At 43.0% G+C, this 25469-nt stretch carries 25 protein-coding genes and 1 pseudogene; 14 read left to right on the forward strand and 12 right to left on the reverse strand.

The annotated features are described in order from the left end of the window. The first annotated feature begins 20 nt into the window (after positions 1–20). From rimM to rplS, 3 genes are all read left to right on the forward strand, one after another. On the forward strand, positions 21–569 hold the full coding sequence (gene rimM / locus FTU19_RS08790) for a ribosome maturation factor RimM (protein ID WP_004787070.1): 549 nt from the start codon (positions 21–23) through the stop codon (positions 567–569). Positions 570–612: 43 nt separating this feature from the next. Then, positions 613–1362 (forward strand): tRNA (guanosine(37)-N1)-methyltransferase TrmD, encoded by a 750-nt coding sequence (gene trmD, locus FTU19_RS08795; protein ID WP_034704491.1) that lies wholly within the window; start codon positions 613–615, stop codon positions 1360–1362. Between the two features lie 171 nt (positions 1363–1533). After that, positions 1534–1905 carry a 50S ribosomal protein L19 gene (gene rplS / locus FTU19_RS08800; RefSeq protein ID WP_004787066.1) on the forward strand — a complete coding sequence of 124 codons (372 nt, stop codon included), beginning with the start codon at positions 1534–1536 and terminating at the stop codon, positions 1903–1905. Between the two features lie 523 nt (positions 1906–2428). On the opposite strand, the gene FTU19_RS08805 is transcribed toward rplS, so the two are convergent. From FTU19_RS08805 to FTU19_RS08815, 3 genes are all read right to left on the reverse strand, one after another. After that, positions 2429–3397: a triacylglycerol lipase gene (locus FTU19_RS08805; RefSeq protein ID WP_034704494.1), complete on the reverse strand. Its 969-nt coding sequence runs from the start codon at positions 3395–3397 to the stop codon at positions 2429–2431. Positions 3398–3566: 169 nt separating this feature from the next. Then, complete coding sequence (locus FTU19_RS08810) at positions 3567–4577, reverse strand: triacylglycerol lipase (protein ID WP_180130830.1); 1011 nt, start codon at positions 4575–4577, stop codon at positions 3567–3569. Between the two features lie 505 nt (positions 4578–5082). After that, on the reverse strand, positions 5083–6111 hold the full coding sequence (locus FTU19_RS08815) for a lipase secretion chaperone (protein ID WP_180130833.1): 1029 nt from the start codon (positions 6109–6111) through the stop codon (positions 5083–5085). A 153-nt stretch (positions 6112–6264) separates the two neighbouring features. Between FTU19_RS08815 and truB the strand changes: the two genes are divergently transcribed. From truB to FTU19_RS08830, 3 genes are all read left to right on the forward strand, one after another. Then, positions 6265–7170 carry a tRNA pseudouridine(55) synthase TruB gene (gene truB, locus FTU19_RS08820; RefSeq protein WP_180130835.1) on the forward strand — a complete coding sequence of 302 codons (906 nt, stop codon included), beginning with the start codon at positions 6265–6267 and terminating at the stop codon, positions 7168–7170. A 15-nt stretch (positions 7171–7185) separates the two neighbouring features. After that, positions 7186–7953: a TSUP family transporter gene (locus tag FTU19_RS08825; protein WP_004787054.1), complete on the forward strand. Its 768-nt coding sequence runs from the start codon at positions 7186–7188 to the stop codon at positions 7951–7953. A gap of 127 nt (positions 7954–8080) precedes the next feature. Then, positions 8081–8548 (forward strand): hemerythrin domain-containing protein, encoded by a 468-nt coding sequence (locus FTU19_RS08830; protein ID WP_179992156.1) that lies wholly within the window; start codon positions 8081–8083, stop codon positions 8546–8548. 73 nt (positions 8549–8621) lie between these two features. Here FTU19_RS08830 and FTU19_RS08835 read toward each other — a convergent pair whose 3' ends face one another. Further along, positions 8622–9506, reverse strand: a complete 885-nt coding sequence (locus tag FTU19_RS08835; RefSeq protein WP_180016567.1) for a DMT family transporter — start codon at positions 9504–9506, stop codon at positions 8622–8624. A gap of 332 nt (positions 9507–9838) precedes the next feature. On the opposite strand from FTU19_RS08835, the gene FTU19_RS08840 reads away from it, so the two are divergent. After that, complete coding sequence (locus tag FTU19_RS08840) at positions 9839–10969, forward strand: hypothetical protein (RefSeq protein WP_180130837.1); 1131 nt, start codon at positions 9839–9841, stop codon at positions 10967–10969. 45 nt (positions 10970–11014) lie between these two features. On the opposite strand, the gene FTU19_RS08845 is transcribed toward FTU19_RS08840, so the two are convergent. Continuing rightward, positions 11015–11881: a DMT family transporter gene (locus FTU19_RS08845; RefSeq protein WP_180130839.1), complete on the reverse strand. Its 867-nt coding sequence runs from the start codon at positions 11879–11881 to the stop codon at positions 11015–11017. A gap of 125 nt (positions 11882–12006) precedes the next feature. Next, on the reverse strand, positions 12007–13239 hold the full coding sequence (serA, locus tag FTU19_RS08850) for a phosphoglycerate dehydrogenase (RefSeq protein ID WP_005233651.1): 1233 nt from the start codon (positions 13237–13239) through the stop codon (positions 12007–12009). A gap of 354 nt (positions 13240–13593) precedes the next feature. On the opposite strand from serA, the gene FTU19_RS08855 reads away from it, so the two are divergent. The 5 genes and pseudogenes from FTU19_RS08855 to FTU19_RS08875 all read left to right on the forward strand — a co-directional run bounded on the left by FTU19_RS08855 (position 13594) and on the right by FTU19_RS08875 (position 18019). Continuing rightward, positions 13594–15003 carry an FAD-binding oxidoreductase gene (locus tag FTU19_RS08855; RefSeq protein ID WP_034704522.1) on the forward strand — a complete coding sequence of 470 codons (1410 nt, stop codon included), beginning with the start codon at positions 13594–13596 and terminating at the stop codon, positions 15001–15003. Positions 15004–15145: 142 nt separating this feature from the next. Further along, positions 15146–15523 carry a hypothetical protein gene (locus FTU19_RS08860; RefSeq protein ID WP_179992152.1) on the forward strand — a complete coding sequence of 126 codons (378 nt, stop codon included), beginning with the start codon at positions 15146–15148 and terminating at the stop codon, positions 15521–15523. Positions 15524–15597: 74 nt separating this feature from the next. Further along, a complete protein-coding gene (locus tag FTU19_RS08865) occupies positions 15598–16212 on the forward strand; it encodes a hypothetical protein (protein ID WP_180130841.1) in 615 nt (204 codons plus the stop codon). A 31-nt stretch (positions 16213–16243) separates the two neighbouring features. Beyond that, positions 16244–16390 (forward strand): annotated as a pseudogene (locus FTU19_RS08870) (IS1595 family transposase); the annotation flags it as partial. 399 nt (positions 16391–16789) lie between these two features. Continuing rightward, positions 16790–18019 (forward strand): MFS transporter, encoded by a 1230-nt coding sequence (locus tag FTU19_RS08875; RefSeq protein WP_104425669.1) that lies wholly within the window; start codon positions 16790–16792, stop codon positions 18017–18019. A gap of 181 nt (positions 18020–18200) precedes the next feature. Here the strand turns inward: FTU19_RS08875 and FTU19_RS08880 are convergent, their stop codons facing one another. From FTU19_RS08880 to FTU19_RS08900, 5 genes are all read right to left on the reverse strand, one after another. Next, the gene (locus tag FTU19_RS08880) at positions 18201–18497 is read right to left on the reverse strand and encodes a DUF3817 domain-containing protein (protein ID WP_004787034.1); all 297 of its coding nucleotides are present in this window, start codon (positions 18495–18497) and stop codon (positions 18201–18203) included. A gap of 127 nt (positions 18498–18624) precedes the next feature. Beyond that, positions 18625–20727, reverse strand: a complete 2103-nt coding sequence (gene yccS, locus FTU19_RS08885; protein ID WP_257225442.1) for a YccS family putative transporter — start codon at positions 20725–20727, stop codon at positions 18625–18627. Between the two features lie 205 nt (positions 20728–20932). Then, the gene (sodC, locus tag FTU19_RS08890; RefSeq protein ID WP_180003255.1) at positions 20933–21475 is read right to left on the reverse strand and encodes a superoxide dismutase family protein; all 543 of its coding nucleotides are present in this window, start codon (positions 21473–21475) and stop codon (positions 20933–20935) included. A 110-nt stretch (positions 21476–21585) separates the two neighbouring features. Further along, a complete protein-coding gene (locus FTU19_RS08895) occupies positions 21586–22734 on the reverse strand; it encodes an AI-2E family transporter (RefSeq protein WP_180130844.1) in 1149 nt (382 codons plus the stop codon). Positions 22735–22866: 132 nt separating this feature from the next. Further along, a complete protein-coding gene (locus tag FTU19_RS08900; protein ID WP_180003259.1) occupies positions 22867–23511 on the reverse strand; it encodes a ParA family protein in 645 nt (214 codons plus the stop codon). A 123-nt stretch (positions 23512–23634) separates the two neighbouring features. Here FTU19_RS08900 and FTU19_RS08905 point away from each other — a divergent pair, with 123 nt between their 5' ends. Then, positions 23635–24102 (forward strand): Holliday junction resolvase-like protein, encoded by a 468-nt coding sequence (locus FTU19_RS08905; RefSeq protein ID WP_004787020.1) that lies wholly within the window; start codon positions 23635–23637, stop codon positions 24100–24102. Positions 24103–24128: 26 nt separating this feature from the next. Then, a complete protein-coding gene (locus FTU19_RS08910) occupies positions 24129–24713 on the forward strand; it encodes a hypothetical protein (RefSeq protein WP_180016559.1) in 585 nt (194 codons plus the stop codon). On the opposite strand, the gene FTU19_RS08915 is transcribed toward FTU19_RS08910, so the two are convergent. Continuing rightward, complete coding sequence (locus FTU19_RS08915; RefSeq protein ID WP_180130846.1) at positions 24710–25336, reverse strand: class I SAM-dependent methyltransferase; 627 nt, start codon at positions 25334–25336, stop codon at positions 24710–24712. The genes FTU19_RS08910 and FTU19_RS08915 overlap by 4 nt on opposite strands. Positions 25337–25469 lie beyond the last annotated feature (133 nt).

A 25469-nucleotide genomic window follows, 5' to 3' on the forward strand; every position in this document is an offset into this window, starting at 1 on the left:
TTTAAGGTAGCAGGTAGCCCATGACACCAACACAGAATGTTCCCGAAGATCGTATTCAGATTGGACAGTTACGTTCAGCATATGGATTAAATGGGTGGCTCTGGGTCTATTCCAATACAGAACCTATGAGCAACATATTTGACTACCTTCCTTGGTACATTGAGACCAAAGCAGGATGGCAAATTGTCGATGTAAAACGTTGGAAACCACATGGCAAGGGCCTGGTTGTTTCGCTAAAAGGTGTGAGTGATCGCACCGCAGCAGACGGTCTGGTTGGTGCTAATGTCTGGATCTCTAAATCGCAACTGCCTCAACCAGGCGTGGACGAGTATTACTGGTCTGATTTGAAAGGTCTAACTGTGTTAGGTCTGGATGAAGAAGAACAGGAAGTGAATCTCGGTCAAATCCATGAAATGTTTGAGACAGGTGCCAATGACGTAATGGTAGTTCGCGCTACTGCTGACAGCGTCGATGGCGAAGAGCGGATGATTCCATGGCATAAAGATGTGGTACAGCGGGTTGATCTCGAAGCTGGTCGTATCTACGTAAATTGGGGCGTAGATTATTAATCCTTAAAAAGGGTTAACACAGCAGGAAAATGAGGAGTCTGCGGTGTTCTTTGCAGTCATTACGCTTTTTCCTGAAATGTTTGAAGCGATTACAGCCTACGGTATTAGCGGGCGCGCAGCAAAACGTGATTTGATGCAAATTCATTGTATTAATCCACGAGAATTTGCTGAAGGGAACTATAAACGGGTGGATGAACGTCCATTTGGTGGTGGTCCCGGTATGGTGATGATGGCTGAGCCATTAGCGAAAGCAATTCATCGTGCCAAAGAGCTTGCAGCGCAAGCGGGTGCAGTTAACGTTCCTGTGGTGTATATGTCACCACAAGGAAAAACCTTAAATGAACCTGCGGTACAGGACTTCGTAAACTATGACGGATTGATTGTACTTTGTGGTCGTTACGAAGGTGTCGATGAACGTTTGATCCAGAAATATGTTGATCAGGAATGGTCGATTGGAGATTACGTATTATCGGGTGGCGAGCTCCCTGCGATGGTGTTATTGGACAGTATTATCCGGAGACTTCCGGGTGCAATGTCAGATGAACAATCACACGTGCAAGACTCATTTGTGGATGGTCTGTTAGATTGCCCACAATATACCAAGCCAGACCATTTTGAAGGTATGGATGTACCGGACATCTTGAAATCGGGACATCATGCCAATATTGAGAAATGGCGGTTTTTGCAGCGATATCAGCGCACTTTGGAACGCCGGCCTGAATTGGTAGAAAAAGTTGAACTGACCAAGCAGCAAAAGAAATGGCTAAAAGATTTAAAAAGTGGCAACAACTAATCCTGTTGTCCAAATCTTTATTTAAGCAATGTTGTTTAAATATTTAAAATAGGCTCTTTATGCATTGAAGCGGTCAAGCATAAAGGGAAAGTCAATCGGGTCTATGCGATTTAGCCTCTATACCCAGCGATAATCAGACCTCTTCTGACTCGCACATATTGGAGATACCCCATGAGCGGTAAGCATCCTTTAGTACAAGCTGTTGAAAATGCTCAGCTTAAACAAGACATCCCAGCTTTTGCACCAGGTGACACAGTAGTTGTCCAAGTAAAAGTAAAAGAAGGCGACCGTGAACGTCTACAAGCGTTCGAAGGCGTTGTCATTGCTAAGAAAAACCGTGGTCTGAACTCTGCGTTCACAGTACGTAAAATTTCTAGCGGTGTTGGCGTTGAGCGTGTATTCCAAACTCACTCTCCAATCGTTGCTAAAATCGAAGTGAAACGTCGTGGTGACGTTCGTCGTGCTAAACTTTACTACCTACGCGAATTGTCTGGTAAAGCTGCACGTATTCGTGAAAAATTGCCAGCTCGTAAACAAGGTTAATTTTAGCCTTGCTTTTAAGCAAAAAAATGCGCCTTTGGGCGCATTTTTTTATGTTTGCTTTTATCTGGATTTATTCGAAATGTTCCTGCAAAGGCAAGATCATGGCATCCAAAATATCCAAGAAAATTTTATGAATAAACATCAGGAATAATACAAAATATCCCCAAGACTGGAATCCTGCATTAAAAAGTTGAATGCAAATAAAACATTGTGTGATAGCCAGTAAAATACTGATCCATACATTTGCGATAATATGTCGATGACAAGAGGGACAATAATAAGGCTTATATTTTTTAAATTGAAAAGGATTAATCACTTTTCGTTTGCAACAGGGGCAGGTTCTTTTAAATCTGTTTTTGATTTCTATAGAAGGTATCTGCATTTATTTTATTTCACAGTTCTTTTTATATTTGATGAATATTTTATATGCAGTTTAATCATGATTAACAAGTAAATTTTAAGAAAAAATTTAGCGAAAAATAAGATGGAAAAAGCCTCTGGATGAATAGAGGCTTGTGTAGCTCTATAAACCTTGCAGTTTTAAGCGGTTGGCATGCTGGCGATAAACATCGACTGGGTCTGGAGCAAAGACATTTTTTAACCCGAGTAACTGGTTCACTTCGTCCAGGTGGTTCCAGTTGTAGTTATCCCGAATGGTTTTACCGAATTTGGCACTACAGCGGGAGACCAGACCATCATTTTCCTTGCCGCCATCAATGAGCAGGGCTGTAACTTTGAGTGCTGAATCAGGATCGAGCGGGTTGGTAACTTGGCCTACACCTGTGAATGAATAGTTGTAGATACCTTTTTGTTGATATGCACCTTCACCACAGGTGGTAGTCGGCATACCAATGGGATATCTCTGATTAAAGTTCGCAGAGCCCAATGCCGTTAAACTGCTGCCACCCGCAAGTGAATCATGCGGATAAGAGTTTGGGTCCAGGCCTTGAGCCCAGGTAATGGCTTTAGAAACCAGATTTATTGTGCCGACCAGTGGCGCTTCAATAGCAGTCCCTTCAGCTTTTAGAATCAGGTCTGCAACCGGTGAACCTTTGTGCGGTGCACCTACTGTGGTTAATGAAGCCACCAGTTTAGGTTCTGAACCGGCCACATAACGAATTGTTGGGCCACCATGTGAGTGTCCGATCAGATTAACTTTATCTGCTCCGGTAATTGCGGCAATTTCCTTGACCTGCTCCAAAAGTTGTTCACCGCGAATTTCAGATGAGTTAAAAGGGGAGACTCGCGTTGCCCAAACATTCGCACCATTACGGGCCAGATCAGGTAAAATCTGATACCAATAGTCCAGTCCAAACTGGTCAGTGCCAACCCGAATGAAACCCGCCATGCCGTGTGAAAATACAATCGGATATTTGGTTTTGGCATATTGTGAACTGGCTTTCGCCGTCACCTGACTGGCCTGGGTAGAGGCATGAGCCGTAAAGCAGGCCGCTGCCATGAGCAGACCTGTCGTTAATACTCCATATTTCATCATTATTTCCTCATTCTTGTTGTTGTGTTAAGGCGATCCTCGCCATAATGTGGGGAATAGCCAGCTGAAAAGCTGACCCATTAAGCGTTTTGAGTGTTTTATCTCCCTATTTTTTTAAGTGAAAATAACGAAAAAGCCCTTATATCCGCAGATAGAAGGGCGATGAAAATTATAGATTCTGAAGTTTTAAACGATTGGCATGTTGACGGTACATCGCCACCGGATCTGGAGCAAACAGGCCTTTAAGACCAAACATCATATTGGCCAGATCGGTATGGTTCAGCTTGTACTGGTCATTAATCACCTTACCAATGAATGCACTACAACGGGCAACCATGCCATCGTTGTCTTTATTGCCGTAAGATAAAGGGCCAAGCTGCATCAGGATGGTATCGATATCCAGTGCATTGGTCGCTTGAGCCACACCGGTCCAAGAATAATAATAGATACCGTTACGGTCTTTTGATTTCAGGTTCTTATTACAGTTTTCTGTGGAGGCTAAGACACCATCCTGCACCATCTGTTTGGCCACGCTGGCATTAAAAGAGCTGGAGCCAGTTTGGGTCAGGGATTTCATGGATGCATCGAAATCAATTTCCAGTTCAGGTTTGAACTGTCCCAGTGCGATCAGTGGCCCAATAATATAATCACCGAGAACATTAAAAGCAGTGCGGGTAAGAGTATTGTTCTGAATATCATCGGCCACTTTAGAGCCATGATAGGTGCCTGCAACCCCCGTAATGGATGCAATCTGCTGCGGTCGAGTCGCTGCCACATAGAGTACAGTCGGGCCACCATGGGAGTGACCGATGAGATTGATTTTTTCCTTCCCTGTAATTGCCAGCACTTCATCGACCTGATGAATGAGCTGTTCACCACGGTGGGTCGTGGTATTGGCAGGCGACAATTGGGCGGCAAACACGGTAGAGCCATTACGAGCCATATCCGGCAGAATCTGATACCAGTAATCTAAGCCAATGGTATCAGTACCTATGCGTTGCCAGCCTAGCCAGCCATGCACCATCAGAATAGGATATTTGGTTTTGGCATAGTCTGATTTGGCTTTTTCAGTGACCTGAACTGCACTTGCTACCGCCTGGGTTTGTGTTGAAAAGCCAAAACCGAGGCCTGCTGCCAAGGAAAGCGCCAGCATCTGTGTTGTTTTGATAAAAGTACGCATAACCGTTCCTTTGTTCATTTTATTGTTATAAAAAGCAATCATTGCTCGGGAGTATTGATGCACGATAAATATTGAAGTTGAATACCTCGATCATGCAGACCTAATCTTCAATCACGTGCAAAAATTATTATTTTGAAGCAGAAGCATTTTTTCATGCTGATGAGCCAATTCCATGTCATTTTGGGCCACGCCCAGTAAGCACTTGTGAGTACATAAATTTGCAATTTATATACGTATGTATTTTATTTTTAACCCCTTGAAATATAAGATTGATGAATATTTAGGTTGAAATAGTTAGAAACAAATAACAATGTTAAAAAAAGTAATCAGCCCAAGAAAATCAAGGCTTTCAGAGAGAAATGGCTCTGTTAAACTCTCAAAATAGAGGGTCAGCGTTACTGTTTTTATATAAGAGATGAGACAAAAAAAAGGGAATAAGAGAAGATATTCGACGCCGTAGCAGTACTGTGTAGCTACGGCGTCAATGATCAATTTTAGCTGAAAATTAATTGGCAAAGGGTAGGGTCCCACCCTGATCATGTACCTGTTCAAATGTACCTACACGAAGCCGTTCTTCAGGGCGCTGGAAATGTTTCTGACGCAACTGATCAACTGCTTGCTGTTTGGCATTTTCACTCAGGCCACTTTTTAGGATGTTATCGCGCTCGCCCAAGTAACGCGTCACACTGGATTTCCAATTCGCACGTTCATCATCAAGTTTTTCCAGACGTTGGGTTGCTTCAGGACCGACCAGATTCAGGCGCATCTGACGGATTTCTTCCGCAGAACCACCCCGGGCTTTAATATCAGCGGTGAGTTTACGCAGATCTTCCAGTTTATTCAGCTGCTCCAGATTTTCTTGCCAGTCCTGCGGTAACTGCGCAAACAGTTCTTTTAGCTTCTGGGCTTTTTCTGCTTCGCTCAGCTTTTTATCCGCCATGACTGCCATCCGGTCTAAGGTATATTCATGATAGGTATCTTCAGTGCCAAACAGTCCTTCAATTTCATAATCAGAGAAAAAGCGTTTACGCAGGTTCTGGGTGCTGGTATAGATACTGCGGTAGTAAGCTGGATCTTCTTGATCCAGACCTGCAGGTGGAGTCAGTTCTCCCAAACCTTGACGATACTGGATATAACGATCCCAAAGATCCAGAACTTGTGAGAGTGCAGGATCCTGATAATTTTGTTGAATATAGGCTTTAAAATCTCGCTGGATTTGTTCGAGGGTTTTTTCCCCATATTGGGTAATAAAATATTCAAAACAGTTACGGGTCTGTTCATTGACAATCAGGCGATTGCTGGCATCCATCTGCATCTGGCAATTAATTTCCGTATCCTGCTGGCTTGGACTCGGGAATATGTTATTTACGGGGCCATTGGCCAGTGCTGCTGCCTGCTGAGCACTGCTTTCATTGGTGGATTGCGGGCCTGAGACACGTGCCTGTGCTTCATCCCTGGGCGCAAGCCATAGAATCAGGGTAATCAAGCACAAGATGATGAGCGCAATCACGATCCATAGTTTATATTTCTGCATATCCTATGCACCTTTATTTTAATTATCGGATTATTTTAAATTTTGCATTCGGCAGGATAGGAGATATTGCACCTTATATGCTGTAGAAAAGTTGTAAATAATTGGCTGGGGTTTTACCATTGCGCCAATTTATAAAATGTCTGACTTTTTGCCATGAAATCCTCATCTCCTAAAATTCAGCGTCGTCATATCAGCGGTGTATTTCTATTAAATAAGCCTCTAGGCATCAGCTCGAATGCTGCATTGCAAAAAGTACGCTGGTTATATCGTGCGCAAAAAGCTGGACATACTGGTGCACTAGATCCCTTGGCCTCCGGTCTTTTACCGATCTGTCTGGGTGAGGCGACCAAATTTTCGCATTATCTGCTGGATTCAACCAAGCGTTACCAGACCACAGTTTTTCTGGGACATAGCACCACCACAGGTGATGTCGAAGGAGAGATTCTGCTGGAAAAACCAGTCCCTGAACTGAATGAAGAGTTGATTCAGGAGACAATTGCCAAGTTTGTTGGTGAGATCCAGCAAGTGCCACCGATGTATTCGGCTCTGAAAAAAGAAGGTCGTCCGCTGTATGAGTTGGCACGTAAGGGTATTGAAATCGAACGTGAAGCACGTCCAATTACCATTTATGCAATTGAGCTTTTATCTTTTACTGAAAATAGCATTACGCTGGATGTAACTTGTTCCAAAGGCACTTATATCCGGGTACTCGGCGAAGATATTGCCAAAGCACTCGGTACTTATGGTCATTTGACTTATCTGCACCGGATTCAAACCGGTCATTTTGACCTTATTCCAAGCTATACCATTGAATATCTGGAAAGCTTAACTGAGGCAGAACGTGAAGCACTATTACTGCCAGCTTATGCACCAGTACAGTATTTCCCGCAGATTCAGGCACCGGAAGGCCGTGCAGAATATTTTAGTCGGGGTATGGAAAGTAATATCGACCATCCGGCAGAGCCACAGGTGCTGGTTTTTGATGGCGAGAAATGCTTAGGCCTGGCTGAAATCACGGATAAAAAACGTCTGGTACCTAAACGTGTTCTTAATCTCTAGGCGCGTTGAATAACAATGGACATCGAGATTATCCTCAGTCTGGTGCTTTTTGCCTTTATGGCCGGAGCGATTGACGCTGCTGTCGGTGGTGGCGGTCTGATCCAGATCCCGGCGATTATGAGCAGTCTGCCGCAGTTGCAACCTGCCACGGTATTTGGCACTAACAAGCTGGCCTCTATTTTTGGTACAGGCTCGGCAGCCTTTTCCTATCTTAGACAGGTCAAACTGCCATGGGTTTTACTTGGTGTAATTGCGCTGTGCAGCTTTATTAGCTCATTTATTGGAGCAGCCAGTGTCACCTTGATTCCGGTGGATATTCTCAAGCCTTTTGTGCTGATTATGCTGATCGTGATTGCGATTTATACTTTCATGAAAAAGCAGTTTGGTCGGGTACATGTCGAGCAAAAGCTGAATAAAAAGATGCTGATACTGGCAGCACTAGGCAGTCTGGCTATCGGTTTCTATGACGGAATTTTTGGCCCAGGCACGGGCAGTTTCTTTATCTTTTTCTTTATCCGTTATCTGAGCGTGGATTTCTTGCATGCCTCAGCTTTATCGAAAATTGCCAATTTCACTACCAACTTGGCGGCACTGAGTTTCTTTATTCCTACAGGTCATGTGCTGTTTCTAGTCGGTGCCATGATGGCGGCTGCCAATATTTGCGGTTCGCTATTAGGAGTTAAACTGGCCTTCAAATATGGCAGCGGTTTTATCCGGATTCTGTTTCTGATCCTGGTCAGTTTGCTGATTTGCCGTATGGCTTATCAGATGTTTTTAGCCTAAAAATAGATGTAAACTATTCTCAATATTAAAGTTTTTTATACAAATTCGCCTTATAAATATTCCTGACCATTTGCCGGTTTCACTCTATGCTGGAGCAAAGGCATGACAAAAACAGGAGAAAAATTACATGACCACCATTTTTGAAGCATTAAGGGAAAGTCATGAAATCCAGCGTGATCTGGCAGAAAAATTACTGCAAACTTCGGGGGATTCGCCAGAACGTCGTGAGTTGTTCAAGCAGCTGAAGAATGAACTGTTTGCGCATGAAACCGCAGAAGACCGTTACTTTTATATTCCCTTGATGATGACAGATCCCGGCCTGAACATTACCCGTCACGCCTTGGCAGAACATCATGAGATGGATGAAATGATTGAGGAACTGACTGAAACTGAATTTAGTAGCCCAAGCTGGATTGCAATTGCCAAGAAACTGTCAGATAAGGTACATCATCATTTGAAAGAAGAAGAGCATGCTTTCTTCCAGCAGGCCGGAAAAATTCTGGGAGATGAACAAAAACAGGCTTTAGCGGATCAGTACAAAACTGAATATCAGCGTTATAAAGAAATGAAAAAAGACATGCTGGTTAAAAGCTAATATTTAAATTTATTTAAATTCAAATTTTCATGACAAAAAAAGATGGCCAGAGTGCCATCTTTTTTTTATTTATTCAGCTTTCTATTTTCCGGGTTTTATATTGCTGTCGTGCTTCCCGCATGGTCACGCCAACTGAAGCCAGCATAATACAAACCAGTGCGACGGTTTGAAGTAGCGTAATTTTTTCACCCAGCAAAATAAAACCTACCAGTGCCGCCAGAGCTGGAGACAGACTGGAAAGCGTACCATAACTGGTTTTATTCAAGTGCTGAAGCGCTTTTAAATCCAGCGCATAAGGAATGGCTGTTGCCAGCACTGCGATGGTAATGGCCTTGCCCCAATATTGAGTATCAATCAAAGCAGAGGCGTTGTTATATAGTCCGATTGGTAGCAAACACAAGGCTGAAATACTGATGGCAATCGTCAGTGCATGCATGCCGATATTTTGCTGCACCACGCGTTGCCCAAAATAGATATACAGCGCCCAGCAGAGGCCGGCACCTAAGGCACAGGCTGCACCAAACAGGTCAAAGTTACTGCTATTGGCTTCCCCCCATGGCACCATCAGCACAATACCTAAAATTGCCAGTAATACCCAGACATAGTCCTTACGGTTCTGAATCGAAATTAAGGCCAAGCCTAGCGGGCCAATAAATTCCAGTCCGACCGCAATTCCTTGCGGGAGTTTACCCAGCGACATGTAGAACAGGATATTCATCACGCCCAGAGAAGCGCTATAGCAGAGCAGATCCCGCCATTTCAGGAATTGTAAACGTCGGATAACTTTCCAGGAACGGAACATGATACAGACAATAATGGCGGCAAAGCAGAGTCTTAAAATAGTGACAGTGATCGGGTCAAGCACCAGGAAAAGTTGCTTGGCGAAGGATGCACTGATCTGGTATGAAGTCATGGAGAGAACCATGTACAATACAGCAAGAAGTTGGACGTTTGGCATGGGAGAAACTACTTATACCAGAAGGGTATAATCGAGATACAGAAGAAAGCGGAAGTATATCAAACTGGTTAATTTTTGATGAGTAGGGCAGAAGAATATTTTGTGAATACGAAGCAGATTTTGGATCAGTGGATTTAAATTTTTGATTTTATCCCCCACCGAAAAAATTAAATTCAACGTTAATTGTTGATGAGATTGTGGTTACAAATTAATCAATTTTTAATTTGATCTTAATTTTATATTTATTAAAATGGCTTAGACCTCATGATTTGGGTCAACTTTAAAATAACAATGAAAAATAAAACGATCAAAAAATAATAAGGTAGATAATAATGAAATTAAGATTACTCTCTTGTGCTGTCTTGAGCCTTATGCTGACTGCATGTGGTGGCTCTGATTCTGATAATAACGAGCCAGTCGCAGGCCAACCAACCCCAACCAATCCTGGAACCCCGGATAATGGTGATGGAACATCAGATACGATTTCTGAATTCTATACCTATCAGTTCAACCTGCCGAATATTGATGCTTCAGATATGGAGTCGGAAAAGCTTCTATTGGCCAGTCATAAAAATAAAATCACTGACGGCATCTTGTATGCAGATGATAACCGGACTGTTGATACTGAATATGATCTTGATGAAGATATGACCTTCCCAATTTATGTCACAGAAAAAGGCGTATTCCCTGCAGATCGTGCCCGTACAGCATTAGGTTATAAACTGGAAAAAGTACTGGAAAATACTTCTGAACAATTTACCAGTCGTCCCGTCACTATTCCGGAAAATAACATCAGTAATCATCGACACCTGGAGTGGTACGACCTGTCAGGTAAAGCCTTAATTGAACGTACCAATATTGCTGTCGTGAAGATGTATGACGATACCGAGACCAGAGTTTTCTTTAATACTGATACCACGGATGCTGAACGTAAATATTACAATCAATTTGCTACCAATTTTGTCGGTTTACAGAAGGCGCGTACTTTCCCGAACGGATCTAAATGTTTCCGTATTCTGGCGGAACATCCTGAGGAAGAATTTATTGAATTTGATCCGGATATCAAAACTGGCTATCGTACACTGGCTGAATGGCAGACAGGCGAGTCTGTTCAAGAGATGGCGAAAACCATTTTAGATGGCACGATGGCTAACCTGAAATTTAAAAAAGCCGAATATAAAGACGATGCTCAGCAATATTATAAATACTTTGGGGCGATCGAATATCAGGGTGAAATTTATTCCAGTACTTTCTCGGAACATGGAGAGCATATTGATCATGCCGATTATATTGCTCAAGCAAGAAAAGCTGCCTTGGACAATTTAAGGGAAGAGGGTGCAACTCCTCTAATGCTCAAATGGACAGATTACCTGTATGACCATCTTGCTTCGGCATGTGATGGCTATAATGTGACAGCAGCTACAGCATTAAATACAGCTATTAAGGATGCAACGCCACGCTAAAATTAAATAGGTCATTTAAAAAAGGCGCTTGAGCGCCTTTTTTATTTAATACTTTCTTCTTTGTGTCGTCACCGTACAGCCAATCGACGCACTGATAATGGTGGCCAGCGCCAGCCATTGTGTCCACAATAAAGTCTCGCCTAAGAATACAAAACCGGAGAGTGCTGCAACCGCAGGTTCCAGGCTCATCAAGGTGCCAAAACTCAATGCGGTTAAATTACGCAGTGCAATCATTTCCAAAGTAAAGGGTAAGGCACTGGCAAGTGCAGCCAAAATAACAAAATACATGAGGCTGCTTGGCTCAAACACATGAGCAGGCATTCCCGCGAACAGTGCAATCGGCATCAGCACCAGCATGCCGACGAACATGCCCAGACACACGGTATGATTCCCTGATACACCCGAAGGTTTTTGTCCGGCCACGATATACAGTGCCCAGCAGGAACCTGCACCTAAGGCAAACAGGATGCCAATCGGGTCAAGCGGTTGTGCAGCCTGATCAAAGGGAAACAACAGAACCAGCCCCAGAATGGCCAATCCTACCCAGATAAAATCAAATTTCTGCCGGGCATAAAACAGGGCAACACTTAAAGGGCCAATAAATTCAAAAGAGACTGCGATTCCAATCGGCAATCGATCAATTGCCAGATAAAACAGCATATTCATGCCAGCTAATGCCAAGCCATAGCTGATAATGGCTGGCCATCTGACCTGGCGGAAATTGATCTGCCAGACTTTAAAAATGAGCGCCAGAATCAATGCACCCAATAGCAGGCGCATGGCAGAAACGGTAAGGATCGGGAACTGGCCAAACAGATATTTGGCAAAGGAGCCGCTGCTTTGCATGCTGATCATCGCGATCAGCAGAATCAGCGGTGCTTGCACCATGGGTGCAATTTTAAGATTTAGCATGACTAAATTTGTTTCGATTTCTCGAAGAGCGGAAGAGCAGCATCAGCTGAGTAGGCTTAAAAATAAAAACCTTTAAGCAATAAAAAAACCACAGCCCGAAGACTGTGGCTTTTTAAAAACCTGAATTAGAACAATACGCGAACGCGGATTGTACCTTCAAGGTTGTGTAAAGTATCGAGTGCTTCTTGAGATGCAGTTGCGTCTACATCCATCACCAGGTAACCCACATCGCCTTTGGTCATTAAAGTCTGACCAGAGATGTTGATGCCGTGTTCAGCAAACAGGTTGTTGATCTTAGACAGCACACCCGGAATGTTTTTGTGAATATGTAGCAGACGGTGTTTGCCTTCAGTTAATGGAAGCGCGATTTCTGGGAAGTTCACCGCAGAAAGCGTCATACCTTTATCTGAATAAGCTACAAATTTCTCAGCAACTTCCAGACCGATGTTCGCCTGAGCTTCCATGGTAGAACCGCCCACGTGTGGAGTCAGGATTACATTTGGAATGTTACGTAGTGGAGAAACAAATTCTTCGCCATTTGCTTTAGGCTCTTTCGGGAATACGTCAACCGCAGCACCCGCAAGGTGGCCAGATTTCAACGCTTCAGCCAGATCTTCGATCACAACACATGTACCACGTGCCGCATTGATGAAGATTGAGCCTTCTTTCATTTGCGCGAATTGTTCTTTAGTCATGAAGTTACGTGTAGACGGAACATCAGGAACGTGAATAGAAACAACATCAGCATTTGCAAGAAGTTCGCCCATTGTGCCGACCTGACGTGCATTACCGAGTGGTAATTTAGTCACTGTGTCGAAATAGATCACTTTCATACCCAGGCTTTCAGCAAGAACAGAAAGTTGTGAACCAATTGAACCGTAACCAACGATACCTAAAGTCTTACCACGAGTTTCGAACGAACCTACAGCAGATTTGTTCCAGCCGCCTGCATGTGTATCTGTAGATTTTTCAGGTACACGGCGAAGCAGAAGAATCGCTTCAGCAAGTACAAGTTCAGCAACCGAACGTGTATTTGAATATGGTGCGTTGAATACCGGAATACCGCGACGCATTGCCGCATCCAGGTTCACCTGGTTGGTACCGATACAAAAACAACCTACCGCGATCAGTTTGTTCGCAGCTTCAAACACTTCTTCAGTGAGCTGAGTACGGGAACGGATACCAATGAAGTGTGCATCTTTAATCGCTTCTTTCAGTGCTTCACCCTCAAGCGCTGTTTTGCGATAGTCGATATTGGTATATCCAGCTGCATTCAATGTGTCGATTGCGTTCTGGTGAACGCCTTCTAACAATAGAAAACGGATTTTATCTTTAGGTAGAGATAGATGTTGGCTCATTACGGCTCCGCTACAAAGGCCAAATTTAGTCGCCGTATAATAGCACAGGAATGGGGCGGTTATACATTTCCTTGATGACTACAATATCAGCTATTTTTGCAAGTGATAGTAGTGAAAATGATAGAACTGGTTGAATTAAACTATCATTTTCAAAGGTATATTGTCAAAATTGTCATTTTTTAAGGGAAAGCCCTAAAAATAGCTTATAATATTGCGCCATGCTGTTTAAGCTGCCAGTTTTGGTGCTTTAATCATCATGTTTCGCCTGCTTTGTATACAGGTTTTAATGCCTGAAAAATATACAAATAAACTGGCGAGGTCTCTCTTGTTTAATTCATGCTAGGTCTGCAAACGATGAATGCTCCAGTCGCTTTAACCCCAGAGTTATTGACCCAATTGACTGCAATTGTGGGTGAAAACCGTATTAAAACTGATGCGGACAGCCTCCAGAATTGGGGTCGTGATCATACCAAACACTTTGATCCAAACCCATCGGTCATCGTTTTCCCATCTTCGACTGAACAGGTTCAAGCAATTGTGAAGCTTGCCAATCAGTTCAATGTTGCAGTGACTCCATCAGGTGGTCGTACTGGTCTTTCTGCAGGTGCTGTCGCTGCGAATGGCGAGATTGTGGTAAGCATGGACAAGATGAACCAGATTCTGGAATTCTTCCCGGCAGACCGTATGGTGCGCGTACAGGCAGGTGTGGTGACTGAACAGCTGCAAAACTATGCTGAAGAGCAGGGCATGTACTATCCGGTTGATTTTGCCTCTTCTGGTTCAAGCCAGATCGGCGGGAACATCGGCACCAATGCCGGCGGGATTAAAGTGATCAAATACGGCATGACCCGTAACTGGGTGCTTGGCCTGACTGTGGTGACTGGTAAAGGTGATGTACTGCGTCTAAACAAAGGCATGATTAAGAACGCAACGGGTTATGCACTACAACACCTGTTCATCGGTGGTGAAGGTACTTTAGGTTTAGTCACTGAAGCAGAAATCAAGCTGGAACGTCAGCCACAAGACCTGCAAGTGCTGGTACTGGGTGTACCTGATTTTGATGCGATCATGCCAGTATTACATGCCTTCCAGGCAAAAATCGACCTGACTGCATTTGAGTTCTTCGGTGAGCTGGCGATGCAAAAAGTATTGGCCAATGGTCACGTACAGCGTCCATTTGAAACTGAATGTCCCTTCTATGTATTGCTTGAGTTTGAAGCGCCGTTTGAGCCGATTATGGACAAGGCGATGGAAATCTTCGAGCACTGTATGGAACAGGGTTGGGTGCTGGATGGCGTGATGAGCCAAAGTCTTGAGCAAGTACACAGCTTATGGCGTCTGCGTGAAGACATTTCTGAGTCGATTGCTCCATTTATTCCATACAAAAATGACATCTCTGTACTGATCACTCACGTACCGGCATTCATTAAAGAAATCGATGCGATCGTGAATGAAAACTACCCAGATTTCGAAATCTGCTGGTTCGGTCATATCGGTGACGGTAACCTGCACTTGAATATCCTGAAACCGGCTGACCTGACCAAAGATGAATTCTTTGCGAAATGCCAAGTCGTGAACAAGTACGTATTTGATACTGTGAAAAAATATGACGGTTCAATTTCTGCGGAACATGGTGTGGGTATGACCAAGAAACCTTATCTTGAATACACCCGTTCAGCTGAAGAAATCGAATACATGAAAGCCTTGAAAAAAGTGTTCGATCCAAATGGCATCATGAACCCAGGCAAACTATTCGATCTTTAATCAGAATAGATTTACAAAAGCGCATCGAAAGGTGCGCTTTTTTTATTGCTCTGTAACTGGACTTACAGAGTCTAAATAGCGTTAAGCTGAAAAGCCCGGCATGATAATTTCTGCATAATAAAGATAATCTGGGTTAAACAATATGTTACGGTTATTGGCGGTTACAATTTTAGGTCTGGGTGTGATGACATCAGGTTGTACAACTACCCAGAAAGTGATTGCAAAAGTGCAGTCTTCTTCAGATACACCTTTGGATCAGGTGCTTAAAATGAGGCCTGACCTGCGTGAAGAACTGGCAACAGTCGAGATTCGTCAGTTCTTTAATCGTGTTGAGTCACCGACAGTTGGACAGGTGAAAGTAACTGAAACAGGTCTGATGGATGATTCGGTGAGATCGATTCAGACCATTTATCATTTTAGGAAAGAAGATAAAAACTGGAAAATGCACAATACGGAAAAGCTCTATCAGTGTGTACGAGGTTCAAATACCAAAACTTTCCAGAAAGCAGCATGTCCATAATAATGTTTGATCTTTAAACAAAACTTCGTTAAAAGCGTATCTTCAGGATGCGCTTTTTTGCTTTTTGGGGCGATATGAAAAACGATATTAATATAGAAACTGTGCTTAGTAATATAAGTTATGAACTACAAAAATTATTTGATTCTGCCCCATACAATACTTTTGATTACTTAGATTTAGTACAGCTTCTTATTCTCTATAGATTTGAGGAGTTTTCTAAACGGCTAGAACAGCATACCGATTTATTAGAGTCTTTACTAACTAGATTAAAATACGCGAATCCTCATTTCAATTTAGATGAAGTCTTTGAAGCAGAAAGAACTGCAAGAAAAGTATTAGGGGTATTTGATAGCCAGTATAAATTCGCTGATACTGATGAATTAGATTTCCCTTTAAATATAGATAAAGATAATTTAGAAAGAAGCTATAGAAAAATAAACAGACAACTATTTGATATACATAAAGAACAATTAAGAATTTCTTTTAATAATGAAGATGTTTTGAAATTACAGAGTGAAGCTAATCAATTAGTTGAAGAGTTAAGAGTAAAGAAGTATTTATTAAATCAGGATATAGACGATAAAAATAATAGCTTAATTAAAAAATTATATGATGAAATTCATGAGGAAGAAGTTTCGATAGCAAACAAATATAGAAATTGGGCTTTAGGTATTTTTGCAAGGCTCTAGACTAGCAAAATGATTATGTTAGTCTAGAATCATGATAGAAAACAGTAAATTAAGTCACTACAAGATTAAAAAAATTATTCAATGCTTTTGTGTTGATATTCCTGCTTCCAAAACAGCCTTATTACTCAATTTAAATCGTAATACGATTAACTATTGGTACATGCTTTTTAGCTTAACTACACCTGCTTGGTACTTAGCTCGTGAATCTTCTAAACATCGTAAAGTGGCATATAAAGCCAGAATGTTGGGAACTGAACTCGCTTCTTTCCCACTTTATGCCCGTGAATTTAAAGATGAGGATCGTTTAGAACTTCGGAAACATTTAGCAGATCGTTTCTTTGGACAGGAACTTTATAACGATTCGAAAGCTGATTCAAATTCTGATAATTCGTTGGAACAAGTCAAATTACTGACAGAGGCAAATAAAGTTTTAGCTGAATCTTTTAAAATGAAGAAATCGGTTGAGAACAGTTAAAGTTCAAAATACTTTAAATCCGATCTCTGCTAAAATTATTCTTCTCTATTTTAGATAAAGTTCGGTCTGCTATTAATGGGCAGACTGGCAATAACAACTCCCATGCAAAACGCCCAAACCCACAAACTGACCCGTGCCACACTGATGTTTCCTCTGGCACTGGTGCTGTTTGAATTCTCCGTCTATATCTGTAATGACCTGATCCAGCCGGCCATGTTGGCCATTACCCGTGATTTTGGCGTAAGCAGTTCCTGGGCACCATCTTCTATGTCCTTTTTCCTGTTAGGTGGGGCATTTGTTGCCGCAATTTTAGGACCCTTATCAGACCGATTAGGCCGTAAAAAAGTCCTGCTCGGTGGCGTAGCTTTTTTTGTAATCTGCTGTCTGGCGATTTTACTCACACCGAATATTCAAAGCTTTCTGTTCCTGCGCTTTTTACAAGGTTTTGGCTTGTCCTTTATTGCTGCTGTGGGTTATGCCGCGATTCAGGAAAGTTTTGAAGAACGCGATGCCATTAAAGTCATGGCACTTATGGCCAATGTCTCCTTGCTGGCACCACTTTTAGGGCCAGTAGTCGGTGCCTTTATGATTGACCATGTCTCATGGCACTGGGGTTTTATCGGCATTGCCTGTCTGGCATTTCTGAGCTGGTTTGGACTAAAAGCGAAGATGCCGAATCCGAATATCAGTATTCCCAAACAGCCACTCAGCTATATTATCGATGACTTTAAACAGGTCCTGAAAAATAAGCGTTTTGTGATTATGACCATGGCATTGCCACTGGTGAGCTTGCCATTGATGTTATGGATTGCCTTATCTCCCGTGATTCTGGTTGAAGAACTAGGCTTGAGCAGCATGCAATATGGCCTGGCTCAGTTTCCGGTATTGGGTGGCCTGATTCTGGGCAATATCATTCTGCTAAAAATTATCGACAAGATGCCGCTCGGTAAAACAGTGATGCTGGGTGTGCCATTGATGTTGTTTGGAACCATTTTGCTTTTAGTGGGAATGCTGATTTCGGATTATTTTCTGCATTGCCTGATTATCGGTACGACTTGTATCAGTCTGGGAGAGGGGATCAGCTTTTCGGTATTGTACCGTTTTGCCCTAATGTCTTCTGAAGTGTCTAAAGGCACGGTTGCGGCAACAGTATCCATCTTGATGATGCTGAGTTTCTTTATCGTGATTGAAGTGGTCAGAATTGCTTATGAAGCTTTTGATCTTTGGGCTTATTGCGGTGCCTCGTTTATTTTAATTGCGCTGTGGTTTAGCTTGCCACGTATGCAGCTGAAACAGGTGATGTTGGAAAGAAAAGGGCGAGGGGAGTTTTAAAAGAATTCCTTTCTCTTAAATATTTAATCGAATGAAGCTATTTACTTTATTTGCCTCAAATAAAAGTATTGAATGTTCTCTCTCCCTATGGGAGAGAGAGGGAAATATTAATAAAATAACCTTACCTTTGCGCAGCAGTGCTACTTGTATCTTGATTGATATAGTGATTAGAATCCAAAAGTTAAGCTTCAGCCGGCTGCTCCAACTTCTTTAATTTCATATCAAAGATAAATGGTCCAAACGGCAGAATCGACGCGATCAAGCCCAGAATAAACATACTCAGAGACCATTTCTGTTTTTCGCAGACCGCAAATAACACCACAAGAAAAAGCACGAAAAGAACGCCGTGACCCATGCCGATATATTTTACCAGAATCGGGTTATCCATCATGTACTTGACCGGCATGGCAATAAATAACAGCAGCAGAAATGAAATACCTTCAAGCAATCCAACCAGACGCAAAGTTTTAATATTCACGCGCGCTCACTCTTCTATGTTCTATTCAATCAGGCTTGAGTGTACCCAATCTACCAATTTAAGCAAAATGAAATTTATAGGATAAAATTAATTATTTTAAATACTTATATCCTAGTGCTCCGCTTGGTTATTTGATTTCAACAGCTAGTAATTGCTGTCTTAGAGACAATAATTCAGGCAAGGTTTCCAGTAACAGACTGATCTGTTTAAGCACCAGCAGCAGGTGGGTAGAAATATGTTCCTGCTGACTCAGTTGCCGGATTTCTGCCAATTGGCCTTGAATGTCCTGCTGCGGTACATTTTCAGGATTTGATAGGGCAGAGGTTAAAGTCTGCTGGCAGGCAGAGAGCAGTTGCAGAATTTGCGGATCAGATACCTGTTCACGATGGCTACCCAATGCGGAAATATAACTGAGCTGACTGTGACTATAAACTAGATAACGAAAGGCATTGCGAATCAGCACCGGATCTGGATTTGGTTCGGTACTCAGACTGGAAATCATATTGGAAAGGTCAATCTGGGCATTGTGGGCCAAACGACGTGCTGTCCGATAAGCAATGCTGTTATTTTTGCCATGCTGATATTGCTCCAGAATAGCCAGTAAATAGTTCAGCGTCGCTTGGGAAGATTTTTTGATATTGCTGGAAATATTACGGAAATTCCAGTCTGGCCAGATGCAGCTGACCGCCAGCCAGGCGATCAGACAGCCAATTAGGGTATCGATAATTCTCGGCAGAATGACAGCATAGCCTGCGCCTTTCAGATTAAAAATCAGCAGTACCACCAAGGTTGCCATCAATGTGGCCATAGCATATTTCTTGGAGCGCAAATAGAAAAAGCCGACACCAAAAATCACCGTAAGCAGCAACTGGCCTTCAATACTTGGTACAAAATACAGGATTGGAATTCCCAGAACGACCCCAAGTAGAGTACCTAAAGTCCGCAGTTTTAAACGGCTTTTGGTAGCGAAATAACTGATCTGGCATACAAACAGACTGGTCAGCAATATCCAGTAGCCATTTTTGGCAAAGGGCAATAGAGAAATTGCATAGCCGACCAGAAAGACCAAAGCGATCCGCACCGCATGACGAAACAGCGCCGATTGCGGTCCCAAATGGGGTTTTAATTTCAGCCAGAAATCCGCAGGTCCACGCAGATCATCATCAAACAGGCTGGAATCATCAAAATACTTTGGATAATCTGGACGGTAAATGGCTTGTCCATCCTGCAAATGTTGCAGCTGTTCATGCACACTCAGCAGATTGCTCAGAATGAGCTGTAAGTTTTTTACCTCAATATTCTGTGGATGCTGGGCAATCCAGTCCTGCATAGAGGCTTCTAATGCTTTGAGTGCCAGTTGATGCTGTTCAGGAAGTTGATAAGTTTCATTACGCAATACGCAAGCAGCCAACTGCTGGCAGGCAAGCGCCTGCAAGTGAATATTTTTCTGAATGCGAAAAATCAGATCGGTACGGCTAAAATGCTGGTGAATCTGCTCGTAATGCAGATAGTTAGCAGTTGCCTGCTCATGAATATCCTGAGTCAGAAAATAAAGATTCAGCCAGTAAATAGTTTTATGATTTGGGCGCGAGGCTTTGAGTCGGGTCAGTAAAGAATCTTTGGTGCGGTTAAAGCTTTCAATGACTTGGGTATTTTTTAAGGAAAGTTCATAAAGCAGCGGTTCGACATTATTCTGATTATCGGGATCAAATAATTTGGCTTTGGTCGATAGCAGTTCGGCCATCTGTTGCAGGTTGATGGACAGATTTTCCTGAACCTGTAAAGTTGGACGAATCAGATAAAATAGGATAGAAGTCAGGCCATACCACAGCACACCAACTACAAAATAAAGCGGCTGTTCGTACCAGTGCGCATATTCTCCCAAGCCAAACATAGTGTAAATGGACAGCAATACAGTGCCAAAAGAAATGGTGGCATAACGCTGTCCTAAAGCCCCCATCAAGATAAATACGGCACTAGAAAGTGATAGCCAGAGTGCAAACCAGACTTTATAGGGATGCAGAAATTCCAGCATGCTACTGACTGCAAAAAACAGCAGCATGACCAGCCCCAGATTGCGTAGCCTTAAACTTAAACGGTCATCAAAATCGGTCAGGGCAGTAGCAATTGCCCCTAAAGTAACCGGAACAATCAAAGTCTCATAGCCGAGAAGTTTTAGACCAAAAGTCGTTCCTGAAAGCACAATAAACATCTGCAAACAGTAAGTCATCAAGGCACTGGACTGAAAAGGCAACAGGGCTTTTTTAAGTATGTGCTGAAGAGGATGCAATATGGAATCTGAGCTATTCATAAGAATATGATCCGTGGTATTTGACTGCCGGTTTTGAATGCAATTTAAGCGCCAATTTCAAAAGAAATATCTACTAAAAAACGGGCAAGAAGCCCGTTTTTGAATGCTAATAATCTGTAATAAATCAGATTACGCCACATGCAATACGTTCACCGCCACCGCCTAATGGCTGCGGTTCATCTGAATAGTTATCACCGCCTGCATGGACCATGATGGCACGACCCTGAACATCTGCCAGTTTCAGGCGTGGCGCAAGCAGAGTCACACGTGCTGTACCATCAGTGTTTACTTTAAGGGCTGGTAAGTCACCCAGATGACCCGTCATGGGTGTGCCATGATGAGGTGCCTGATTCGGGTTGTAGTGACTGCCGGCAGCAAGTGCAGCACCTGGTTTGCCATCTTTTTCACCCGGTGCACATGAACCATTTTCATGAATGTGGAAACCACGCTCACCCGCAGGAAGCTGTTTCAGGTTAGTACGAATCACCAGGCCCGCCGGGCTGTCACTCAATAATACGGTACCAATCGATTCACCGACGCCCTGTGCAGAGACTGCATTCAGGGTCACGGTTTTAACATTTTCAGTCGAAGTAGAGGTTGAAGCGCAACCGGTAAAAAGTGCGGCACTGACTGCGCACAAAGCTGTAAGTTTAAACAATGAAGACATAATTATCACACCTTGATCTTTATTCTGCTTTTCGGAATCTATTGAAACAGAGCAAGACCAAAAGCACTATGGAAAATCGGTACTTAAATGTTTTAATTTGTTTAAGCCAGTCAGTCTGGTGATTTCGGTGTCTTGTTGCGGCGCAGACGGAATTTTTTCTTCGGTTCAACCTCATGCGCCATAGTGGCTTTAGGCATCATCAAAGGTTCATTCAAGTTGCTTTCATGCAGCCATTCACGCCAGATGGCCAGTAGTACGGCTAGAATCACCGGTCCAATAAAAACACCGACCAGACCGAAACTGGCAATGCCACCTAAGACACCAAACATGATCAGCAGGAATGGAATTTGTGTTGCACCTGAAATGACCAGTGGACGAATCACATTATCTGCCGTACTCACAATACAGACACCCCAGATCATGACTCCTACGGCTTCAATGGTTTGACCTTGCGAGAACAGCCATAGCGAAACTGCACCATAAGCAACAGGAGGGCCAAAAGGAATTAAAGCAAAGATAAAGGTGATAATGGTCAGTACCATTGGGTTCGGTACGCCAGCCACAAAGTAGCTGATACCTGCCAGTAAAGACTGGGCAATCGCCGTTAAACCTACGCCATAGACCACCGCACGTGTAGTATCCGAAATTGTAGCCAGATAATGATGAATACGTGGACCGACTACCATTTCAAAGGCTTTACGCACCTGATTCAGAATGGTATGGCCATCACGATAAAAGAAGAATAACGACAGCACGGCAAAACACAGCTTGAAGACATTTTTACTGATTTCATTCAGCACAACTTTACCGTAATTCAGATGACCCTGAATCCAGACTGAAATGGTTTGTGCAATGCTATTTGGATCGGCATTAATCTCATTCAGGGTGCGGGTAATTTCCTTACCTACAAGTGGCAGGCCGCGAATAAAATCTGGAACGCTGAGATGACCTGAGAATACCTGTTTCTGCAATTCAAAATACAGGTTCCGGCCTTCGTGTTGCAGCATAAAAATGGCAAAGATAAAAGGCAAACCAAATACCAGAATTACACCCAGAATCATTATAGTCGCGCTCAGCGTCGGCCGATTGCCACTCATTCTTAAGATCGACTGATACAGCGGCCAAGTCATGTACGCAATAATGGCTGCCCAAACTACAGGAATGATGAAATACTTGAGTATGTGAAAACTCAAAAAAATCAGAATGAAAAATAGTCCAAATAATAAGACTTTTTGTAGTGTAGGCGCGTACTGTTGCACTGAATTTAGAAGCTCATTTTTTTAGGTCGTGTCAGGCATATTAACTGAAAAAAAAGCGATCGAAAACGATAGTGCAGGAAGTAGTACGATTATTTTCCTTAGAATAAAAAGAAGAGGCTAAAAATAACAGAACTAGAACCATTGGCTTGGATCGTCAATAATGGCATTCAATAAAGGTTGCCATTGATCCTGTAATTCCCGGTACATCTTCTGCTGTTTATCAAAAATAGACAGGCCTTGCATGGCCAGTCGGCTATAGGGTGCACGTTCAGAAATCCAGGTAACCGGTTGCTGATCAATTTTATTAAAGAATTGCTGAATGTCCTGATTACTGGCTGCATTAGGTTTGGTGCGGTTAGCGAGGAGCAGAATTTCAACCTTGCCTTTACGGATACGTTTAATATCCTGCAAATGTTTGAGAAAACGGCGCGTAGAATCAATATCAAAAAAAGAAGGCTGCAGCGGGATAATGATGGCATCCGCTTCACTAATTAGCTGTTCGGCATGATCTTCAGTCAGCGCTCCGGGTGCATCGATAATCAGATATTCCAGATTTTTAGGCGCATCCCCAATCGATTTGGCATTTCGCCAGTCCAGACTCTGAATCGGTGCGGCATCTTTTGGGCGATGTTTCAGCCATTGCAAGGTCGATTTCTGGCTGTCCGCATCAGCCAGAGCAACTTTATAACCCTTTTGTGCCAGGGCAGCTGCCAGGCTAATCGCAGTAATGGTTTTACCACAGCCACCTTTCTGATTTGCAATTAAAATAGTTTTCATGACCCGGGATGATTTAATTCTGCTCCCGCCTAGCATATCATTCTTTGCAGGCTTACTGGATGGCAGACCCTTTCAACTTCAGTCGAAGGTAGGCAGCAAAATAAAGCAGATTAGGAAGATTGAATGTCCATTGGAATGGCTATGCTGATTGGTGCCTGTATTGGAGTGGTTTTAACTACCCTGATTCTGGGCCAGACGCGAAATGGTCGAATTAAAGCAGAATATGAACAATATATTGCCGAGCTGGAGCTGGAACATCAGCAAGCTTTAGTCGCTGCACAAAAACGCAGTGTAAATACCAGTCGCGCGGTACTCAAAGGCAAAATGGCCGAGCAGTTGGCACCGATCATGCCAGAGTTTCAATATCTACCTAGTGATGCCAAATTTTTAGGCGATCCGGTGGATTATGTAGTCTTTGATGGTTATACCGATTTTCGTGATGGTGAAGGACTGGCAGAAGATATTGAAGTGGTTTTGATTGATATTAAAAGTGGTGGTGCACGTCTGACCAAAGGCCAGATGGCAATTGCTCAAGCCATTCAGGAAGGGCGGGTACGTTTTGAGACCATCCGGATTGATTTTGAAGACTGAAGGACAGCAAGCTTCAACGCTACACTATGGATAAACTGATTATTGCCGCAGCACTGTTTGCGCTTGGACTATGGATCTGGTCGGAATACTTTCGGGCGATTCCGAATCTGGAGCAGGCCGGGGTACTCAAGAATTTTCAGGTAGAATCGATTGAGCCGCATCAGGCAGAATATCGTGTACTGGCTAAACAGTATTATGGGCCTGAGCGCCGTACCATTCATCCAGCCAGTCCGGTGGTGGGAAGTTTTAATGATCTGGCCTATGTCAGTAATATTGATCTGTTACTAGCAGTACCGGAAGTATCCAGTGCTGTATTTAAACCATTCAAGCTTGAGCAGGACAGGCGTTGTTTTAATATGACCGCTACAGACGCACAAGCCAATCCTGCGAACATTCAACCTCATTTGCTGAACCTGAGTGTGATTGCCGCCAGCGAAGCTGTTGCCAATAAGGTTCGCCGTTTAAAAGCAGATCAGCGGATCTGGCTGCAAGGGGACTGGGTACAGGTCAAATTAGCGACCAGCCAGCAAGAATTTCAGGTTGGAAAAAGCAATCCAAAATCAGCCCAATGCCGCCTGTTTAGAATAACTGATTTAAAAGTGCTGGATTAAAGCGGTTTATGCGCTCTAGCTAACAGCATACGCTGGCCAATCTTTGGAATACCTTCGGCATCGATATAATGAACTTCATCCAGTTCAAACCCAGCCTCTAAAAGAGCGGTTTCAATATCCCGGTTAAGATGACAGCCATCTGCCACTTTCTTCTGAATCGGGGTGAGTAAATGCTGTAAGCGCTGAATGTTGAGATGCTCTCGGTTTAATACATGCTCAACCAGATGAAAATGGCCGCCTGGCTTCAGAACCCAGTAAATTTCATGCAGACTTTGGTGCAGATCTGGAATACTACATAAGGTCCAGGTTGATACGATATTTTCCAAACTATTCTCTGCAAAAGGCAGGGCTTCTGCACGGGCCTGAATCTGTTCGACCGCAAAAGGGCTTTGACTGATACGCTGCTGAGCCAGTTTAAAAATGTCCGGGTTAGGTTCCAGCGCATAGACTTTATCGACGGCCTGATAAAAAGGCAGATTTAATCCTGTACCGAAGCCAATTTCCAGGACTTCACCTGTAATAGGCAATAATAATTCGCGGCGTAAATCCATCAGGGATGGGGTCTGCATGACCTGATTTAGCAAATGTGGAAAAATATGTTGTTGATAGAATTTATACAGCATGGTCGCATTCAAATTATTTTTAGACAGGCTTAGATTAACCGAAAATAATCAGATTAGCTAAAGCCCTCCGCTCACCAAAATTGATCAACTTGTTACTAATTTCAACTATTTATTCATTAAAAAAATCGTACTA

This window comes from Acinetobacter sp. YH12072 (assembly GCF_013419565.1).
GTDB lineage: Bacteria > Pseudomonadota > Gammaproteobacteria > Pseudomonadales > Moraxellaceae > Acinetobacter.

Bases quoted from the DNA above. Each gene is read 5' to 3' on its own strand.
- rimM (WP_004787070.1), top strand. From the start codon at position 21: ATGACACCAACACAGAATGTTCCCGAAGATCGTATTCAGATTGGACAG.
- rplS (WP_004787066.1), top strand. From the start codon at position 1,534: ATGAGCGGTAAGCATCCTTTAGTACAAGCTGTTGAAAATGCTCAGCTT.
- FTU19_RS08805 (WP_034704494.1), bottom strand. From the start codon at position 3,397: ATGAAATATGGAGTATTAACGACAGGTCTGCTCATGGCAGCGGCCTGC.
- FTU19_RS08810 (WP_180130830.1), bottom strand. From the start codon at position 4,577: ATGCGTACTTTTATCAAAACAACACAGATGCTGGCGCTTTCCTTGGCA.
- FTU19_RS08815 (WP_180130833.1), bottom strand. From the start codon at position 6,111: ATGCAGAAATATAAACTATGGATCGTGATTGCGCTCATCATCTTGTGC.
- truB (WP_180130835.1), top strand. From the start codon at position 6,265: ATGAAATCCTCATCTCCTAAAATTCAGCGTCGTCATATCAGCGGTGTA.
- FTU19_RS08825 (WP_004787054.1), top strand. From the start codon at position 7,186: ATGGACATCGAGATTATCCTCAGTCTGGTGCTTTTTGCCTTTATGGCC.
- FTU19_RS08830 (WP_179992156.1), top strand. From the start codon at position 8,081: ATGACCACCATTTTTGAAGCATTAAGGGAAAGTCATGAAATCCAGCGT.
- FTU19_RS08835 (WP_180016567.1), bottom strand. From the start codon at position 9,506: ATGCCAAACGTCCAACTTCTTGCTGTATTGTACATGGTTCTCTCCATG.
- FTU19_RS08840 (WP_180130837.1), top strand. From the start codon at position 9,839: ATGAAATTAAGATTACTCTCTTGTGCTGTCTTGAGCCTTATGCTGACT.
- FTU19_RS08845 (WP_180130839.1), bottom strand. From the start codon at position 11,881: ATGCTAAATCTTAAAATTGCACCCATGGTGCAAGCACCGCTGATTCTG.
- serA (WP_005233651.1), bottom strand. From the start codon at position 13,239: ATGAGCCAACATCTATCTCTACCTAAAGATAAAATCCGTTTTCTATTG.
- FTU19_RS08855 (WP_034704522.1), top strand. From the start codon at position 13,594: ATGAATGCTCCAGTCGCTTTAACCCCAGAGTTATTGACCCAATTGACT.
- FTU19_RS08860 (WP_179992152.1), top strand. From the start codon at position 15,146: ATGTTACGGTTATTGGCGGTTACAATTTTAGGTCTGGGTGTGATGACA.
- FTU19_RS08865 (WP_180130841.1), top strand. From the start codon at position 15,598: ATGAAAAACGATATTAATATAGAAACTGTGCTTAGTAATATAAGTTAT.
- FTU19_RS08875 (WP_104425669.1), top strand. From the start codon at position 16,790: ATGCAAAACGCCCAAACCCACAAACTGACCCGTGCCACACTGATGTTT.
- yccS (WP_257225442.1), bottom strand. From the start codon at position 20,727: ATGACTTACTGTTTGCAGATGTTTATTGTGCTTTCAGGAACGACTTTT.
- sodC (WP_180003255.1), bottom strand. From the start codon at position 21,475: ATGTCTTCATTGTTTAAACTTACAGCTTTGTGCGCAGTCAGTGCCGCA.
- FTU19_RS08900 (WP_180003259.1), bottom strand. From the start codon at position 23,511: ATGAAAACTATTTTAATTGCAAATCAGAAAGGTGGCTGTGGTAAAACC.
- FTU19_RS08905 (WP_004787020.1), top strand. From the start codon at position 23,635: ATGTCCATTGGAATGGCTATGCTGATTGGTGCCTGTATTGGAGTGGTT.
- FTU19_RS08910 (WP_180016559.1), top strand. From the start codon at position 24,129: ATGGATAAACTGATTATTGCCGCAGCACTGTTTGCGCTTGGACTATGG.
- FTU19_RS08915 (WP_180130846.1), bottom strand. From the start codon at position 25,336: ATGCTGTATAAATTCTATCAACAACATATTTTTCCACATTTGCTAAAT.